This window comes from Cyanobium sp. BA5m-10 (assembly GCF_024346255.1).
Taxonomy (GTDB): domain Bacteria; phylum Cyanobacteriota; class Cyanobacteriia; order PCC-6307; family Cyanobiaceae; genus Cyanobium_A; species Cyanobium_A usitatum.
The window spans coordinates 1-13,208 of sequence record NZ_JAGQCP010000026.1; the positions used below are offsets into that span (position 1 = coordinate 1).

The following is a 13,208-nucleotide window of genomic DNA, read 5'->3' on the forward strand; positions in this document are numbered from 1 at the left end:
AGTCATACGCCTCCTCACATCAGCCTTAAAGGCCTCGCTGTAACGACGCATTGCTCTGCTCCATCAAGCCCCCTGGTGAAAAAAGTGGTCGAGATGGAGAGGCGTCAACTTTCCTGGCAGAGGGGGAGTACGGGGGAATGGCTTGAAGTCCCCATGCCTGCCGCGGCGCTCAGGTCAACTCCTCTATTGGTGCCGCACGAAAGTCGCGATAGGCTGAATACTGTCGCTCTCGCTCGCCATGGCTTCCGCGCTCCATCCGCCCGCGATCAAGCTCGTCGGCAGCAATGGCCAGATCTCCCTGGGCAAGCAGTACGCCGGCCGCCATGTTCTTGTGGAAGAGCCTGAGCCGGGTGTCTGGATCGTTCGCACCGCCACAGTGATTCCAGACAATGAGCGCTGGTTACACGAACCCGCTGCCGCAGCAGCCCTGCAGGCTGCGATGGTCTGGTCCGCCAGTCACCCACCAGCGGATGCCGATCTGGATGAAACCCTGATGCGCCTTGGCTGTGATTAAGCATGAAGGCTGCATCAGGCTGGATCTGAACAACCCGGTGTTTCAGGAGCAGTTGCTCACGCTGCAGAAGGCTGAGCGCCATGCGGCACTCGACACCCTCAACAAGATCCGCCAGCTCACCTGGAACCAGCTCTATCGCAACCCAGGGATCAAGTGGGAGAAGATCACAAGCATCAAGCCACCGGCTGGAATCGATGCCGTTTATTCGTTGCGGATCAGCAAATCACGCAGGGCAACAGCGCATCGTGAGGGTGAGTACATGCGATTACTCACCATTGCCCCGGATCACGACGCGACCTACGGGAGGAAATGATTCATAAGTTTCAGGCTGCAGCAAACTGCACCCCAGTTCGACTCCTAATATCCCCGCCGGTGAAGGAAGCATGGATGCCAGGGCAGACACCTCAGCCTCTAGCGGGCGACTAGGACGCAGGCGCCTGGCTCGCTCCCCAGGTTGTTGCCCGCAAACTGGCCGATTGTGGGGTGTAGGGGGTTTAGGCCTGCGGCCTGGTGAAAGCGGCTCAGGTGTTGTTCCGGCTGCAGGTGGCCCAGGTTTTGGTTCCGGCAGGATGCGCTGGTGGCTGCGAAAGCGCCCTCCCCTCCTTGTTGACCAGTACAGGCGTATCATGGACTGAGCGGCGATTGCTCGGTGTGGGTAGGGTTTTTCTGTTCGACATCCAGGGTTGGATCACCCTGATCCTGGGCGGCCTGCTGGCGCTGATTACTCTTTTCTCGTCTTACAGCCATGTCCACATCCTCAGCGAGATCGCAGCCCTAGGGCTGCTTTCAGGAGGCTGGTCTGGCCCCTGCTGAGCGGTTGCCGGTGGCTCGTGAACTGGGTGAGACCAGCTTGATGTTCCTTGTGCATTCCACCATCACACCTGAGCCGATGGCCGGCTACGCCTCGCACATCTGCCTCGGTGCCCGCCTCGCCGGCGCGGGTGTTGAACCCTCAGCGGCATTAATGTGGCATGAAGGAGGTTTCGGTATGACACCAGCAACGATTGACCTCAATGGTCTCGACAGCGACATTCGCGCCAATGTGCTACGACAGCTAACTGCTTCTGGACTGTCCGAACAGCTCTTCGTGAACCAGGTTTATCACGCTTTGGCAGGGGGCCAATTCAGCCTTCTCGATCTTCTGGGCCCAAATGCTGGCACCCTTGAAGCCATGCAAGAGCTGGCCGAGGGGCGAGGAGTGACCGCAGAGAACATTGAACAGTTGTTCGCCGACCTGCATGCGGACGATTGAACGCTCAACACAGTTCAAAAAAGACTATAAAAAGTATTTCAAAAGTGTCTACGGCTCGGAGCTGGATGCCCGCCTCAAAGAGGTGATCGGGCATCTTCTGGCCGAACAGCCTCTCCCAATCTGGTTTCGCGACCATCAGCTCAGAGCCAACTGGAAGGGATATCGCGACTGTCACGTCTTCCCGGATTTGGTGCTTATTTATCAGCTCCAGGGCGGTGAGGTGCTTCGGCTTGTTCGTCTGGGATCGCACAGCGAGCTGTCGCTTTGAGTCCTGGCCAAGAGGCATTGGCGATGAGCCTCCCATTCGTTCTCATCTTCCGGCTCACCGCACGTCTTCACCGGCCCTTTCTCTCATCGTTCCCTTGCCCCAGTTCGATGCCGAGCCGCAGCCACGGTGAATCTGTTGGCAGTTTCGACGATGTGGCCGCCTGGAGCTTCTGCCAAGACAAAACCCTCAGCACCGCTGGTGAAGGCGGCATGGTGACCACCTCCCGCGCAGATCTGTGGGATGCCATGTGGGCCTTTAAGGAACACGGCAAAACCCAGGGGGCCGTGTTCGGCCGCGAGCATCCACCTGGCTTTCGCTGGCTCCATGAGCGCTACCGCTTCGCGGGCCTGCGGCTACAGCTCCAACTTCCGCCTCACCGAACTCCAGAGCGCCATCGGCCGCATCCAGCTTCAACCCCTGCCCGACAAGTTCTATGTCTTCGTGGAGCCTGATGCCCTTGCCCAAGGCTGGAGCCGCGATCGCATCTTTTTTGAGATCACAGGAGCTGGTTATCCCGCCCTTTCCGGCAGTTGCAGCGAGATCTATCTGGAAAAGTGTTTCCAGGATGCAGGTCTTGCTCCCGCCGAGCGCCTACCTGTAGCCCGCTTGCTTGGTCAAACCAGCTTGATGTTTTTGGTGCATCCCAACATCACCCCTGAGCAGATGGCCAGCTACGCGGATGTGGTGCGAGCTGTGGTGAAGCGAGCTTGCCGCTAGTGCTATTAGGCCAGAAGCGCCCCCAGGTGCTTGTTGCCCTTTTGCTTGGAACTTCGGCTGCAGGGCTCTGGCTGGCCTGGCCCTGGAAGCGATCTGGTGGCTGCGAGGGCGCCCCCCCGTTGAGAAGTACAGGTGTATTATGAGCTGAGCGGCGAGAGCTCGGCGTGGGTAAGGTTTTTTTGTTCGACATCCAGGGTTGGATCACCCTGGCCCTAGGCGGCCTGCTGGCGCTGATCACTCTTTTCTCGTCTTACAGCCATGTCCACATCCCCTTCATCGGCGTCGTCGCCCTCAATCAGCAGATCGGAGTTCTACTCCTCATTGTACTGGTTCCGCCGCTGCTTGGCGTAGCCGCAGGCTTCTGCGAAGCAGTTGCTGAACTGGCGACCCGTTGTCGACTACGAGCTGAGAGAGATCGAGTTCAACTCCAAAATCGATGCTCTCTTGTTCAGCTCCGACACCAGCTCGACCCCTCCGAACGCAACGCCAGGCGAGTCCGAGATGTGATCTCGCTGTTGGAGGAGTACGGGGGAATGGCTTGAGCCCCCTGGCCCTACCGGGGTAATCCCAGGCGCCTGGCGCGGCCCCTTGACCGATTGGTGCTACTCAGTCACACTTGAGACGGCGTGTAGAGGGTGCTCCAGTGGTCATCAAGAGTTCAGTTTCTCTTCGCGAAGATCAGCATGCCTTTGCCAAAGCGTTGGTGGGCGCTGGTCGCTTCCCATCCGTGAGTGCTGTGCTGCAGCAAGGCCTTGACCTGCTGCAGCAGCAGGAGGCTGATGCCCAAGCCGATCGAGCCGCCTTGCAGGTCTTGCTGAAGCAGCGCGCCAATGGGTCCTTCATCTCTGCCGATCAACTGCGGGCCAGGTTGGCGGCGCAGCCCCGATGAGCGAGGCTCCGTGGACGGTGGTCTTCGCCGCAGAAGCGATTAACGATTTGGTGCTGATCACCGAGTACCTCACACAGGCCTATTGCGGCTTTGGAGAACCACTGGCTGAGGCAAACCGGCATGCACAGGTGCGCATCGAGGCGATCATCACTGCCGCCGAACGGTTGGCCCCAGCTCCCCTTTGTGGAGAATCACACGACGATCTCCTGCCTGGCCTTCGTCACCTGGCCCTCGATCGCGCTGTGTATTGGTTTCGCCCACGCGCTGAGCAGCGGGTAATCCAGGTGCTGGCCGTGTTCTTTGGTGGCCAAGACCACCAGCGCCACATGTTGGTGCGCCTGTTGCAAAACAGCTCCCAGGTTTGATGGCGATCCATGGTTCTCGCCTCCGGCAAGGTGAGCATTTGTCGTTGCGCTCTTTGCCCTGAAAACGCTCTTGGCTGGTAGAGCTGTTGTTCCTCGGCTGCTCAGTGCCGCCCCAAGCAATCCCTATGCCCCAAACCCTCCTAACTCCGAGATCCCCCCCCATGGCCATGGCCGAGTTGCTGATGGCTATGCCCAAGCAGTGAACCCAATCCGGCGGACAGCCTCCCTCCCCGTTCCCCCCCCAAGAGCACTAGATCCTGAATGCCTGGCCTGATGCGAAGACCCGCCCTGCGTCGCGCCCTGATGGAGCTCCCTCCCCTGGGCCGCCGCCTGCTGCTGGGCATGATCGATGTGCTGCTGATCCCCCTGGCGATCTGGCTGAGCTTCTGGCTGCGCACGGCCCACCCCTTTAGCGAGCATCTAGGAGCCAGCCTCTGGCTGTTCCCAGTGGTGTGGACTGTCGGGCTCAGCGTCTATGCCTTCACCGGCCAATACCGTGGCCTCACCCGGTATGTGAGCAGTACAGCGTTCTACGCGTTAGCCACCCGCAATGCCGCCGTGGTGGTGCTGGTGTATCTACTCGGAACCCTGCTGCCGGTGCAGATGCCACCCCGTAGTAGCTGGCCCCTGCTCTGGCTCCTACTCACTGGCCTCACCGGCGGCACGCGCTTTGTACTGCGCGACTTGCTACTCCGCGCCAACCACACCCCAAGCAACAATCGGCCTCAGGTGATGATCTATGGCGCCGGTGCCGCCGCTGCCCAGCTAGCAGCTGCTCTGCGTCTCGCCCGCAGCCACACCGTGGCGGCTTTTATCGACGATGATCCTGGGCTCTGGCGCCGCGAGCTCGATGGCATCGCCATCCGTGCCCCCCAGATGCTGCCCGAGCTGGTCAACAGTCACCAGGTGAGCCAGGTGTTGCTGGCCATCCCCTCCCTCAGCCGCAGCAAACGCCGCCGCATCGTCCAAGACATTCAGCAGCTGGGGGTGTCGGTGCTGCAGGTGCCTTCCTTGGAGGAGATCACCAGCGGCCAAGCCCGCATCAATACGCTGCGCCCCGTCGCCATCGAGGAGCTGCTAGGCCGCGATGCGGTGCCGCCCGATCCCAACTTGCTCGGCCCAGGCGTGCGTGGATCAGTGGTAGCCGTTACCGGCGCCGGTGGTTCGATCGGCTCCGAACTCTGCCGCCAGATCCTGCGGCTTGGCCCCAAGGCCCTGGTGTTGCTGGAGCGCAGTGAACCTGCCCTCTACGCCATTCACCAGGAGCTAAAGCAGCAATTGCCCGAGGGCCTCGATTTGGTGCCCGTGCTTGGTAACGCCGCCGATGCCGCCCTCATGCAGCGGTGTTTCGCCGAACAGGCCGTGGATGTGGTGTTCCATGCCGCCGCCTACAAGCACGTGCCCCTGGTGGAAGCCAACCCCTTGGCCGGCCTCACCAACAACGTGCAGGGCACCCGCGTGATTGGCCAGGCCGCCTTGGATCAGGGCCTGCGCCAGATGGTGCTGATCTCTACCGATAAAGCCGTGCGCCCCACCAACGTGATGGGCGCCAGCAAGCGGGAGGCCGAGCTAGTGGTGCAGGGCTTGGCGGAGCAGGCCGATCGTCAAGGTGCGTCCACGCGCTTCGCGATGGTGCGCTTTGGCAACGTGCTGGGGTCATCCGGCTCGGTGGTGCCCCTCTTTCGCAAGCAGATTGCCGCCGGTGGACCAATCACTCTCACCCACCCAGAGATCATCCGCTTCTTCATGACCATCCCCGAGGCGGCTCAGTTGGTGCTCCAAGCCGCAGCGCTGGCTGAGGGAGGGGATTTGTTTCTGCTCGACATGGGCGAGCCGGTGCGCATCCTCGACCTGGCTCGCCAGATGGTGCGCCTCAGCGGCCTGCGCGTGCGCGATGCCCACACCCCCGATGGCGACATCGAGATTAGCTGCACCGGTCTACGCCCCGGTGAAAAGCTCTACTAAGAGCTGCTGATCGAAGCGAGCTCCGAAGCCACCCCCCACCCGCTCATCTACCGCGCCCGCGAAGCCTCCCTGCCTCCCGAGCAACTCTGGCCCCAATTGGATGCTCTTGAAGCAGCCATCCGCTGCCAAGACGCCTCTGCCGCCCTCGACTTGCTGGCCCAGCTGGTGCCCGAGTGGCAGCGGGGTGAGGTTGGGGGCCAGTCCCAGGCGGCCCATCCGACGGACGGGGCTCACTGCTGAAGGGTGGCGTTGAGGGGTGAGCAAGCCGAGGCAGTTTTTGTTGCCTAAGTTATGCGTTTATGTTCATAAAGTAGATGTGGTCTGTGTTCTGTGTGAGGCGCTCGTGAGGCCATGCGAAGCACCATCACCACTCGGGGTAAACCGTTATTCCTGCAGTTCGTCAAGGACGACCAACGGATAACTCACGTCAGCAAGCAGAGGCACAGGCCGGAAGGGAACGCTGTCGGTTCGATTGAGCTTCTTTCGCTCCATCCCAGAAAAGCGAGCTGACTGGGCTTTGATGCTGCAGGCGTGGACCGTAGGCGATGGCAGAATGAGATCAGTTGGTGCGAGGTAAAATGCCATCACTCAGTTTGCGAGGGTTGTCGGATCAGACCTATGAGGGCCTGCGGCAGCTCGCCACCAGCAACCACCGCAGCATGCAGGAGCAGGTGCGGCTCCTAATTGAACGGGAGGTGCGCTACGCCCAGGTGGGTGGGGTTGAGCGGGCCCGGCGATGGCGTTCGCTGCTGGCTGGGCGCCATTTCCCTGATCTAGCTGCCGACATTCAGGCCGACCGCAGCCGCTGAAGCGATGACCGCATCAGCACTGACCGCATCAGCACAGACCCAACCCCATTCTTTTGTACTTGATACCTCTGCCCTGCTGAGGCTTTATCTGGCCGATGGTCCATTGCCCCCCTCCTTGGAGCTCGCTATGCAACGGGGGTGCAGTGGCGATGCCTTGCTGCTGATTCCCGATCTATGCCTTCTTGAGTGCGCTTCTGTGTTGTTGAAACAGGTGCAGCGCCAGCTGCTCAGCTTGGATGAATGCCGTGCTCTCCTTGCAGATCTGCTGCAGCTGCCGCTTCGGGCTACTAGCGCCAGTGAACTGGCTATAGCAGCGCTAGAGCAGGCTATGGCTCTCTCGCTAAGTGTGTATGACACTAGTTTCCTTGCTCTCGCGCTCAAACATGACGCACTTTTAATCACAGCAGACAAACAATTAGCCAAGGCAGCTGCTTCCCTTGGTTGTCTCGCGGATGCTGAGCGGTGAGCCATCCGCTGAGCCTGTATGCGGCCAACCAGCACGCGTCGCTTGCCTGAACGCGTGATTCGCAACGCCTAGTTCCACCCTCTGATTTGCAGCTGTGCGGCAATCTGTACAACTTGTACAGATTCAAGATGTACAAAATCAAAGAGGCACCCAAATTTTCATGGCGGCTGGCTTCCCCCTGAGAAATACACGCTCACTAACTACCGATCATCACCAGGCGCTACTTGTCCCTGCTCCAGCGCCCCCTGCCCGCCGAAAAGCAGAACAACATCTTGGCGCCTTAGCCAGCGTCAAACACCCGCTTGCCATCGGCCCGTTTCTGGTTGAGGCGCCGAGCTTCCCTGCGCGTGAATTCGCTCACCGTGGGGTTGGCCACCACCGGATCCACGTGGGCCACCTGCTCCCACAGCTCCCGTGGCGCCCAGCGCACCGTGTGCTCAACCCGGTCGTGCTTGGTTATGTGGCACCAGCGGTTGCCACCACAAATTGGGCAGAACAGCTCTTCAAGCCACTCGTTGCTCAGCACCAGCACCGGGTAGGCCTGGATCACCAACTTGGCGGTCTTGTCGGCCATGCCCCGGGCTTTGAGTTGCTCGGGAGTGAGCAGGTGCAGGAAGTACTTCCTGCCATTGCCCTCGATGCGTTGCTCCGGGTGGGCAGGGCAGCAAAGCTCCCGCCGTTGCGGCCGCCGCGAACGGCGAGGGGATTCTTCGACCATGCCGGAGCCAGAGGCCACTAATTTCAACGTAGCGCTACCGCGGCAAGTTGCTGGGGATCGCACCGACTCCAGGCGTTGCGATCCGCAGTTGTGCTCCCAACTCCTAGGGCCAGCAGGGCTTTTTCGGCCTGCTGCTGGCGGGCCGCGCTGCGTTGCCGCTTGGCCTCCTGCTCGCCCTGCCAGTAGCGGCGCTCGGCCCGATCGCTGCTGCGCCAGGCGACCAGGGCCTGCTCATAGCGCTCCTGCTCCAGCTCCTGGTCTTCTCGGGTGAAGCGTGCCATCAGCTCCGGATCTGGTGCCGCGGGCCTCCGTAGGGGGGAGTAGGCCTGTTGCTTGAGATTGACTAGCTCGTTGCTGCTGCGCCGCAGCTCCTGCAATTGACGCTGCACCGCTGGCTGCTGGCCGCGGCAGCGGATCACCAGGGAACTCAGCTGCCGCTGGGCTGCAGCGGCCTGCTCGCGCTTTTGCCGCTCCGCGCCATTGCAGCCCAGCAGCGTTAGCGCCAGCAAGGTGGCGAAAAAAAGGCTTGCTGAGGTGCGCCGTTGCTGCATCGGTGCCCTTAGGCAGCCCTACTTTCTAATGCGCCAGCGGGCTGCAGAAACTGCCACAGGCGCTGGTAGGCCTCCAACTCCAGATACCCCGAGCCCACTAGCTCGGGGTTGCTGCTCTGGAACGCCTGATAGAGCTCCTGCCGGCTACCCGGCAGGGCCTTCAAGCGATGGATGGAGAGGGCCTCCGTCCGCTGCATGGGTGCTCAAAAACTTCCTCCAACCAACCGGAGCTCCCTATCCCTGTCAAGCCACCCCGGCCTGCGGCAGCTATTGGGCTAATGCCCCAGCCGCCGGGCGGCTCTCAGTAGCTCCGCTTCCGTGGCGGCGTACACCGCCTCTGCTTCCGCGACGCTGCGGCCGATGCAGGTCATGCCGAGCTTGCCGTATTGCGACAGGCAGCCCAGCAGGTGAAACACGGTGCCGCGCAGCTGGGCCTGGTCGAAGTGCAGGCCCGCCTCAGCCACGATGTCGATCAGATCCACCGGCAGCAGCCCGCGCAGGTGCGGCGCCGTGAGGTTGTCCGTTGCCTTGTAGTGCAGGGAAGGGCCGCTGGGGGCGTGATACAGCCCGCTGGCTGGATCGAGGCTGCCGCTGGTGATGGCGCTTAGCGCCATGTAGGGGTGGGTGGTGCCCCCCTGGCGCAGGTTCACCTCGATCGCCTGCAGATCCCAGCGATCGCCAAAGCGCCGGGCGATGAAATCCACCGCGTAGCGCTCCAGCGCCCCCTCTGCCGCTAGCGCCTCGCCCACCGCCTGGCCGTGGCGCATCAGCTCGGCCCGGTAGGGCTCGGCCGCCGGGAAGCTGCAGCCCAGGTAGGTCTGGCCGCTGGTGCCGCCCAGCACCTGCTCATGGCTAGAGAGCACCTCCACCTGGCCCGCTTGCCCCACCGATCCGGCTGGGCCGGGATAAATCGTGCCCTGAACGCTTGGTGAGCTGAGCTCCTCCCCGCCCTCCAGCCAAGCCTCCACCAGCGCCCCCTGCACCGCCAGCTGCTCCTTCCAGCTGGCTGCAGGCATCGGCAGCACTTCCAGGGCCTGCCGCAACCGCCGCCGCCGCTCAGCGCCGCTTAGCCCGGCCAGCTGCAGAGGTTCGAGCGGCAAAGGCGCATTGCCCTCGCCGCTGAAGCCCTCATTGAGCTTCACCACGCACTGGCGCAGCTCGGGGTGGGCTTCCCACAGCTCGGCGGTGGCTTCGCACAGGTCGTCGAGGTTGTGGGTGAGGGCCGAGCCGGGGGGGTGGGGCACGCCGCAGCGGGCGAACAGCTCGCGGCTGCCGGCCTTGCTGCCCCAGTAGCCCAGGGCTGGATCGGTGCCCAGCAGCGGTACCTGCAGCCGCTCCGAGAGCTGGCGTTCCAGGTCGCTCACCACAAAGCAGTTGATGAAGCTGCGCCCCGGCCGCAGCAGCTCGGCGATGCGCCCCAGCAGGGCCGGCCGCTCCAGCAGCTTGGCGGTGAGGGGCCGGTTGGAGGCGTCGTCGGTGTCGACCAGGTGCAGCCGCCGCCGCGCGTGGGAGGTGGGCACCCCCGGCAGCAGCTCCAGCACCGCATCCACCACCAGCTCCCCCAGCGGTTTGCTGGTGGCGTACACCATGCGCACCCCCGGATCCCGCAGCCGGATCAGCGAAAACAGCTGGCGCTCCTCGTAGTGGTGGGCGCCGGTCACCAGGTCGATCTGGTCCTGGTCCATCGACAGCGACGGCACCATCAGCACGTCCACATCCGGCCCCTGGGCTGCGGTGCTCTGGCCCCAATGCGGCTGCAGTTGGGCCTGGAGCTCGCGGAAGCTGAGCAATGTCATGGGAGTGGGGGCAGGATCGAGTGCCAGCTCCCATGCTGACGGCACGCTCGCCCAATCCCCATGGCAGTTCCTTTGGTTAGTCCTGCTGTGCGCGCCCTTGGATACCTGGCGGCGTTGCTCACCACCTTGAGCTTCTTCCCCCAGGCCCTCAAGACCCTGCGCAGTGGCGACACCAGCGCCATCTCCCTGCGCATGTACGGCCTTTTTACCGCCGGCATTGCCCTGTGGGCCATCTACGGGTTTTACACAGGCGATGGCCCCTTGATCGTGGCCAACCTGGTCACCCTGGTGCCCGCGGGGATCGTGCTGGAGCGCAAGCTCCAGTCCCTGCGCGCCCCGCGCCGATGAGGGGCCGGATTCTCCCTGCCCTGGACTCGCTGCTGCACGGCCTGATCAGTCTTGGCCTCGCTGCCCTGCTGACCGCCTTCATCCTGGTGGGTGCCAGCCAGCATGGGGGGCAGGGCAACTCCCAGCTCGCTGCCGACAGCCTGCGCATGCTCTGGTCGCCGGCGATATTCGCCGGGGTGGGTGTCCTGCTAATTGCCAATGGGCTGCTGCGCTGCCTGTGGCTGCTGCTGAGGAGGCCGGTTTCGCCGCCTGCAGCGGCTCCGGAACGCCCAGCCGATGCCTACGAGCGGGCCTGCGCCGAACTTGGAGTCGAGCCAGGCAGCGACTGGGCCGTGGTGCGCTCAGCCTGGCGCCGCAACCTGCCCAAGTGGCATCCAGATCAGGGCGGCGCGGTAGACGTTTGGCGGCGCAAACTGGCGGCCTACACCCTGCTCGAGGCCTGGAAGGAATTTGAGGAGCCGCCCTAGGCGCTATAGCCCTTTCTGGCTGGGATCGGGTAGGCGATCCGCCGGTGGCGCATCCGCCGCCACACCCGCACGAAAGCCCGGATCAGTAGTTCCAGTTCGGCCCGACTGATGCCACTTTCTGCTAGCTGGTTGTCATCCTGGCGCGCTTCGATGATGCGTCGCACCATCTGGCGAGCCTCGCTTTCGCTAGTGCCGGGCGGCAGGGAGCGCAGGGCTGCTTCGCAGCCATCGGCCAGCATCAAGATCGCAGTCTCCCGGCTGCGGGGCGTGGGCCCCTGATAGCGGAAGCGCTCCTCGGCAACGCCCGGATCCCGTTCGCGGGCATGGTGCAGGAAGTAGCCCATCTTCAAGGTGCCCTGGTGCTCTGGGATGAAGTCGGCCAGGGGGCGCGGCAGCCGGTAGCGGCGGGCCAGCTTCAACCCCTCATCCACATGGGCCTGCAGGATGGCGGCGCTGGCGAAGGGGTCGTCAAGGCTGTCGTGGGGATTGGCGCCCTCACCCTGGTTCTCGATAAACCATTGGGGGCCGTGCAGCTTGCCCACGTCGTGATAAAGCGCCCCGGTGCGCACTAGGTCGATGTCGGCCTGGATGGCCCGCGCCCCCTCCTCAGCTAGGCCCGCGATCATCAAGGTGTGCTCGAAGGTGCCGGGTGCTTCCACCGAGAGCCGCCGCAGCAGGGGCCTTTGCAGGTCGGCCAGCTCCATCAACCGCGCCCGCGTCACCAGGCCAAAGAAGGTTTCCACCAGCGGCGCCAGCAGCAGGCCCGCCATCAGCAGCCCCCCCAGCAGCAGGGCTTCGCTCACGAGGTCCACCCGGGCCACCGCTCCCGGACCCTGCAGCCCCCATTGCAGTAGGAGCCACTGCAGCAGCAGCCCCGTGCCGGGCAGCAGCACCGCCAGTTGCAGTAGTTCGGCCCGGCTGCGCTGTCGTCCGGCCGCCAGGGCCGCCACGCTGCCCACCGCTGCCGCCACCAGCAGCCTCCCTCCCATCAGGGCCGTGATCGGCATCGGCCACAGGAAGCTGGCTGCCGCCAGCCAGGCCAAGCCGCAGGGGGTGCCCAGGCCTTGGGCCAGCAGCAGCGCCGGGGGCACCAGCAGCACCAGCGGACTAGCCAGCGGCCCCAGCCACAGCGCAAAACCCTGCACCACCAGCAGGGCCCCCAGGGCCAGCAGCGCTTGCCGCGGCTCCAGGCAGGCCCGCCAGCGGCGCAGCACCAGCACCAGCACCCCAGCTATGGCCAGCGCCTCTAGGAAGTGACCAAGCCAGGCCAGGGGCCGCGGCCGCCGGTTCACCAGGCCGAAGTAATCGAGTACGTCAAAGGCCTGGGGGCTGATCGTGTCGCCCTGACGGGTAATCAGATCTCCCTGCTGCACCTTGATCGTGGGGATCCCCTGCTGGGTGATCAACGCCTCGATGCGTCGCTGGCTCAGGCCTGGATCACTGCGCAGGTTGGAGTGGCCCTGCAGGGAGCTAGCCAAAAGCCGTGCCCCCAGCCCCCGCGGTAGCGGTGCCAAGGGCTCGAGCTGCAGGGTGGCCGCTTGCAGCAGCTGGCCTTCTGCCACTCCAGCTGCCAGCCCCTGGCTGAGCATGCGCAGCTGGGCTTGGCGCACCTCCCGGCCCCAGGCCGTGAGCTGGGTGCCCCCTGCCCCCCGCAGCCAATTGCGCTCCTCGGTGGTGATTGCCACCGGTTCGATGCGTTGCTGGTCTGATTTGGCCTGCTGCTCCACAGCCTGCAGATCCTGCTCCAATTTCTGACGCAGCTGCCCGTTGGCCTGCTCATCCACAACCTGCACCGTGCTGCGAGGCACCAACTCCTGGCGCCGCTCCTCCAGGGCGTTGCTATCCACCACCATTGCCGCCTGCGGAGCTTTAGCCGTGAAGGGCGCCTCCATGCCGGGTCGCAGGTTTGGCTCCACCAACCAGGGCCAGCTCGATACCAGGGCCACCAGGGCGCACACCAGCAGCACCGACGCTGTATCGCGATTGCGCCAAACCCCCGGCGAATGCCGCGGGCGCTCCAGCCGCAATAGCTGCCGCCACAGGGTTCGCAGCCGCCTTAACACCATTCCAAAACGCTAGCGGG

The 13,208-nt window shown here is 63.7% G+C and carries 20 protein-coding genes and 1 pseudogene; 16 read left to right on the plus strand and 5 right to left on the minus strand.

Going from position 1 to position 13,208, the window contains the following annotated elements; translation table 11 throughout:
* The first annotated feature begins 238 nt into the window (after positions 1–238).
* From KBY85_RS09995 to KBY85_RS10055, 14 genes and pseudogenes are all read left to right on the plus strand, one after another.
* Entirely contained in the window at positions 239–514 is a 276-nt protein-coding gene (locus KBY85_RS09995) for a hypothetical protein (protein ID WP_254961353.1), read from the plus strand.
* Positions 501–827 (plus strand): hypothetical protein, encoded by a 327-nt coding sequence (locus KBY85_RS10000; protein ID WP_254961354.1) that lies wholly within the window; start codon positions 501–503, stop codon positions 825–827. The genes KBY85_RS09995 and KBY85_RS10000 overlap by 14 nt, the downstream gene beginning before the upstream one ends.
* A gap of 338 nt (positions 828–1,165) precedes the next feature.
* Entirely contained in the window at positions 1,166–1,327 is a 162-nt protein-coding gene (locus tag KBY85_RS10005) for a hypothetical protein (protein ID WP_254931713.1), read from the plus strand.
* 10 nt (positions 1,328–1,337) lie between these two features.
* Positions 1,338–1,766: a hypothetical protein gene (locus tag KBY85_RS10010; RefSeq protein ID WP_254961355.1), complete on the plus strand. Its 429-nt coding sequence runs from the start codon at positions 1,338–1,340 to the stop codon at positions 1,764–1,766.
* The gene (locus KBY85_RS10015) at positions 1,753–2,034 is read left to right on the plus strand and encodes a type II toxin-antitoxin system YafQ family toxin (protein ID WP_254961356.1); all 282 of its coding nucleotides are present in this window, start codon (positions 1,753–1,755) and stop codon (positions 2,032–2,034) included. The genes KBY85_RS10010 and KBY85_RS10015 overlap by 14 nt, the downstream gene beginning before the upstream one ends.
* Before the next feature lie 107 nt (positions 2,035–2,141).
* Positions 2,142–2,252: pseudogene (locus KBY85_RS10020) on the plus strand (DegT/DnrJ/EryC1/StrS family aminotransferase); the annotation flags it as partial.
* Positions 2,253–2,358: 106 nt separating this feature from the next.
* Positions 2,359–2,751 carry a hypothetical protein gene (locus KBY85_RS10025; protein WP_254931728.1) on the plus strand — a complete coding sequence of 131 codons (393 nt, stop codon included), beginning with the start codon at positions 2,359–2,361 and terminating at the stop codon, positions 2,749–2,751.
* Positions 2,752–2,915: 164 nt separating this feature from the next.
* Positions 2,916–3,293, plus strand: a complete 378-nt coding sequence (locus KBY85_RS10030) for a hypothetical protein (protein ID WP_254961357.1) — start codon at positions 2,916–2,918, stop codon at positions 3,291–3,293.
* A gap of 101 nt (positions 3,294–3,394) precedes the next feature.
* Positions 3,395–3,640 (plus strand): type II toxin-antitoxin system ParD family antitoxin, encoded by a 246-nt coding sequence (locus tag KBY85_RS10035; RefSeq protein WP_254961394.1) that lies wholly within the window; start codon positions 3,395–3,397, stop codon positions 3,638–3,640.
* The gene (locus KBY85_RS10040) at positions 3,637–4,005 is read left to right on the plus strand and encodes a type II toxin-antitoxin system RelE/ParE family toxin (protein WP_254961358.1); all 369 of its coding nucleotides are present in this window, start codon (positions 3,637–3,639) and stop codon (positions 4,003–4,005) included. The genes KBY85_RS10035 and KBY85_RS10040 overlap by 4 nt, the downstream gene beginning before the upstream one ends.
* Before the next feature lie 273 nt (positions 4,006–4,278).
* Positions 4,279–5,970, plus strand: a complete 1,692-nt coding sequence (locus KBY85_RS10045; RefSeq protein ID WP_315859980.1) for a nucleoside-diphosphate sugar epimerase/dehydratase — start codon at positions 4,279–4,281, stop codon at positions 5,968–5,970.
* A 96-nt stretch (positions 5,971–6,066) separates the two neighbouring features.
* Positions 6,067–6,210 carry a hypothetical protein gene (locus KBY85_RS15965; RefSeq protein WP_315859981.1) on the plus strand — a complete coding sequence of 48 codons (144 nt, stop codon included), beginning with the start codon at positions 6,067–6,069 and terminating at the stop codon, positions 6,208–6,210.
* 338 nt (positions 6,211–6,548) lie between these two features.
* The gene (locus KBY85_RS10050) at positions 6,549–6,779 is read left to right on the plus strand and encodes a FitA-like ribbon-helix-helix domain-containing protein (protein WP_254993383.1); all 231 of its coding nucleotides are present in this window, start codon (positions 6,549–6,551) and stop codon (positions 6,777–6,779) included.
* Positions 6,780–6,783: 4 nt separating this feature from the next.
* Positions 6,784–7,245 carry a type II toxin-antitoxin system VapC family toxin gene (locus tag KBY85_RS10055; RefSeq protein WP_254961362.1) on the plus strand — a complete coding sequence of 154 codons (462 nt, stop codon included), beginning with the start codon at positions 6,784–6,786 and terminating at the stop codon, positions 7,243–7,245.
* 280 nt (positions 7,246–7,525) lie between these two features.
* Here KBY85_RS10055 and KBY85_RS10060 read toward each other — a convergent pair whose 3' ends face one another.
* From KBY85_RS10060 to KBY85_RS10075, 4 genes are all read right to left on the minus strand, one after another.
* Positions 7,526–7,963 carry a hypothetical protein gene (locus tag KBY85_RS10060; protein WP_254961364.1) on the minus strand — a complete coding sequence of 146 codons (438 nt, stop codon included), beginning with the start codon at positions 7,961–7,963 and terminating at the stop codon, positions 7,526–7,528.
* A 23-nt stretch (positions 7,964–7,986) separates the two neighbouring features.
* Positions 7,987–8,514: a hypothetical protein gene (locus KBY85_RS10065; protein WP_254961366.1), complete on the minus strand. Its 528-nt coding sequence runs from the start codon at positions 8,512–8,514 to the stop codon at positions 7,987–7,989.
* 8 nt (positions 8,515–8,522) lie between these two features.
* On the minus strand, positions 8,523–8,711 hold the full coding sequence (locus KBY85_RS10070) for a hypothetical protein (RefSeq protein ID WP_254961367.1): 189 nt from the start codon (positions 8,709–8,711) through the stop codon (positions 8,523–8,525).
* A gap of 78 nt (positions 8,712–8,789) precedes the next feature.
* Positions 8,790–10,310 (minus strand): peptide ligase PGM1-related protein, encoded by a 1,521-nt coding sequence (locus KBY85_RS10075; RefSeq protein ID WP_254961368.1) that lies wholly within the window; start codon positions 10,308–10,310, stop codon positions 8,790–8,792.
* 60 nt (positions 10,311–10,370) lie between these two features.
* On the opposite strand from KBY85_RS10075, the gene KBY85_RS10080 reads away from it, so the two are divergent.
* Entirely contained in the window at positions 10,371–10,658 is a 288-nt protein-coding gene (locus KBY85_RS10080; protein WP_254935999.1) for a SemiSWEET family sugar transporter, read from the plus strand.
* The gene (locus tag KBY85_RS10085) at positions 10,655–11,125 is read left to right on the plus strand and encodes a hypothetical protein (RefSeq protein ID WP_254961370.1); all 471 of its coding nucleotides are present in this window, start codon (positions 10,655–10,657) and stop codon (positions 11,123–11,125) included. The genes KBY85_RS10080 and KBY85_RS10085 overlap by 4 nt, the downstream gene beginning before the upstream one ends.
* On the opposite strand, the gene KBY85_RS10090 is transcribed toward KBY85_RS10085, so the two are convergent.
* The gene (locus tag KBY85_RS10090; protein ID WP_254961371.1) at positions 11,122–13,191 is read right to left on the minus strand and encodes an HDIG domain-containing metalloprotein; all 2,070 of its coding nucleotides are present in this window, start codon (positions 13,189–13,191) and stop codon (positions 11,122–11,124) included. The two genes, KBY85_RS10085 and KBY85_RS10090, sit on opposite strands and share 4 nt — an antisense overlap.
* Positions 13,192–13,208: the final 17 nt, after the last annotated feature.

What these genes read in the sequence shown, in the direction of transcription:
- KBY85_RS09995 (WP_254961353.1), top strand. Translation starts at nt 239, where the DNA reads ATGGCTTCCGCGCTCCATCCGCCCGCGATCAAGCTCGTCGGCAGCAAT.
- KBY85_RS10015 (WP_254961356.1), top strand. Translation starts at nt 1,753, where the DNA reads ATGCGGACGATTGAACGCTCAACACAGTTCAAAAAAGACTATAAAAAG.
- KBY85_RS10055 (WP_254961362.1), top strand. Translation starts at nt 6,784, where the DNA reads ATGACCGCATCAGCACTGACCGCATCAGCACAGACCCAACCCCATTCT.
- KBY85_RS10045 (WP_315859980.1), top strand. Translation starts at nt 4,279, where the DNA reads ATGCGAAGACCCGCCCTGCGTCGCGCCCTGATGGAGCTCCCTCCCCTG.
- KBY85_RS10040 (WP_254961358.1), top strand. Translation starts at nt 3,637, where the DNA reads ATGAGCGAGGCTCCGTGGACGGTGGTCTTCGCCGCAGAAGCGATTAAC.
- KBY85_RS10050 (WP_254993383.1), top strand. Translation starts at nt 6,549, where the DNA reads ATGCCATCACTCAGTTTGCGAGGGTTGTCGGATCAGACCTATGAGGGC.
- KBY85_RS10025 (WP_254931728.1), top strand. Translation starts at nt 2,359, where the DNA reads ATGAGCGCTACCGCTTCGCGGGCCTGCGGCTACAGCTCCAACTTCCGC.
- KBY85_RS10080 (WP_254935999.1), top strand. Translation starts at nt 10,371, where the DNA reads ATGGCAGTTCCTTTGGTTAGTCCTGCTGTGCGCGCCCTTGGATACCTG.
- KBY85_RS10060 (WP_254961364.1), bottom strand. Translation starts at nt 7,963, where the DNA reads ATGGTCGAAGAATCCCCTCGCCGTTCGCGGCGGCCGCAACGGCGGGAG.
- KBY85_RS10090 (WP_254961371.1), bottom strand. Translation starts at nt 13,191, where the DNA reads ATGGTGTTAAGGCGGCTGCGAACCCTGTGGCGGCAGCTATTGCGGCTG.
- KBY85_RS10075 (WP_254961368.1), bottom strand. Translation starts at nt 10,310, where the DNA reads ATGACATTGCTCAGCTTCCGCGAGCTCCAGGCCCAACTGCAGCCGCAT.
- KBY85_RS10070 (WP_254961367.1), bottom strand. Translation starts at nt 8,711, where the DNA reads ATGCAGCGGACGGAGGCCCTCTCCATCCATCGCTTGAAGGCCCTGCCG.
- KBY85_RS10085 (WP_254961370.1), top strand. Translation starts at nt 10,655, where the DNA reads ATGAGGGGCCGGATTCTCCCTGCCCTGGACTCGCTGCTGCACGGCCTG.
- KBY85_RS10065 (WP_254961366.1), bottom strand. Translation starts at nt 8,514, where the DNA reads ATGCAGCAACGGCGCACCTCAGCAAGCCTTTTTTTCGCCACCTTGCTG.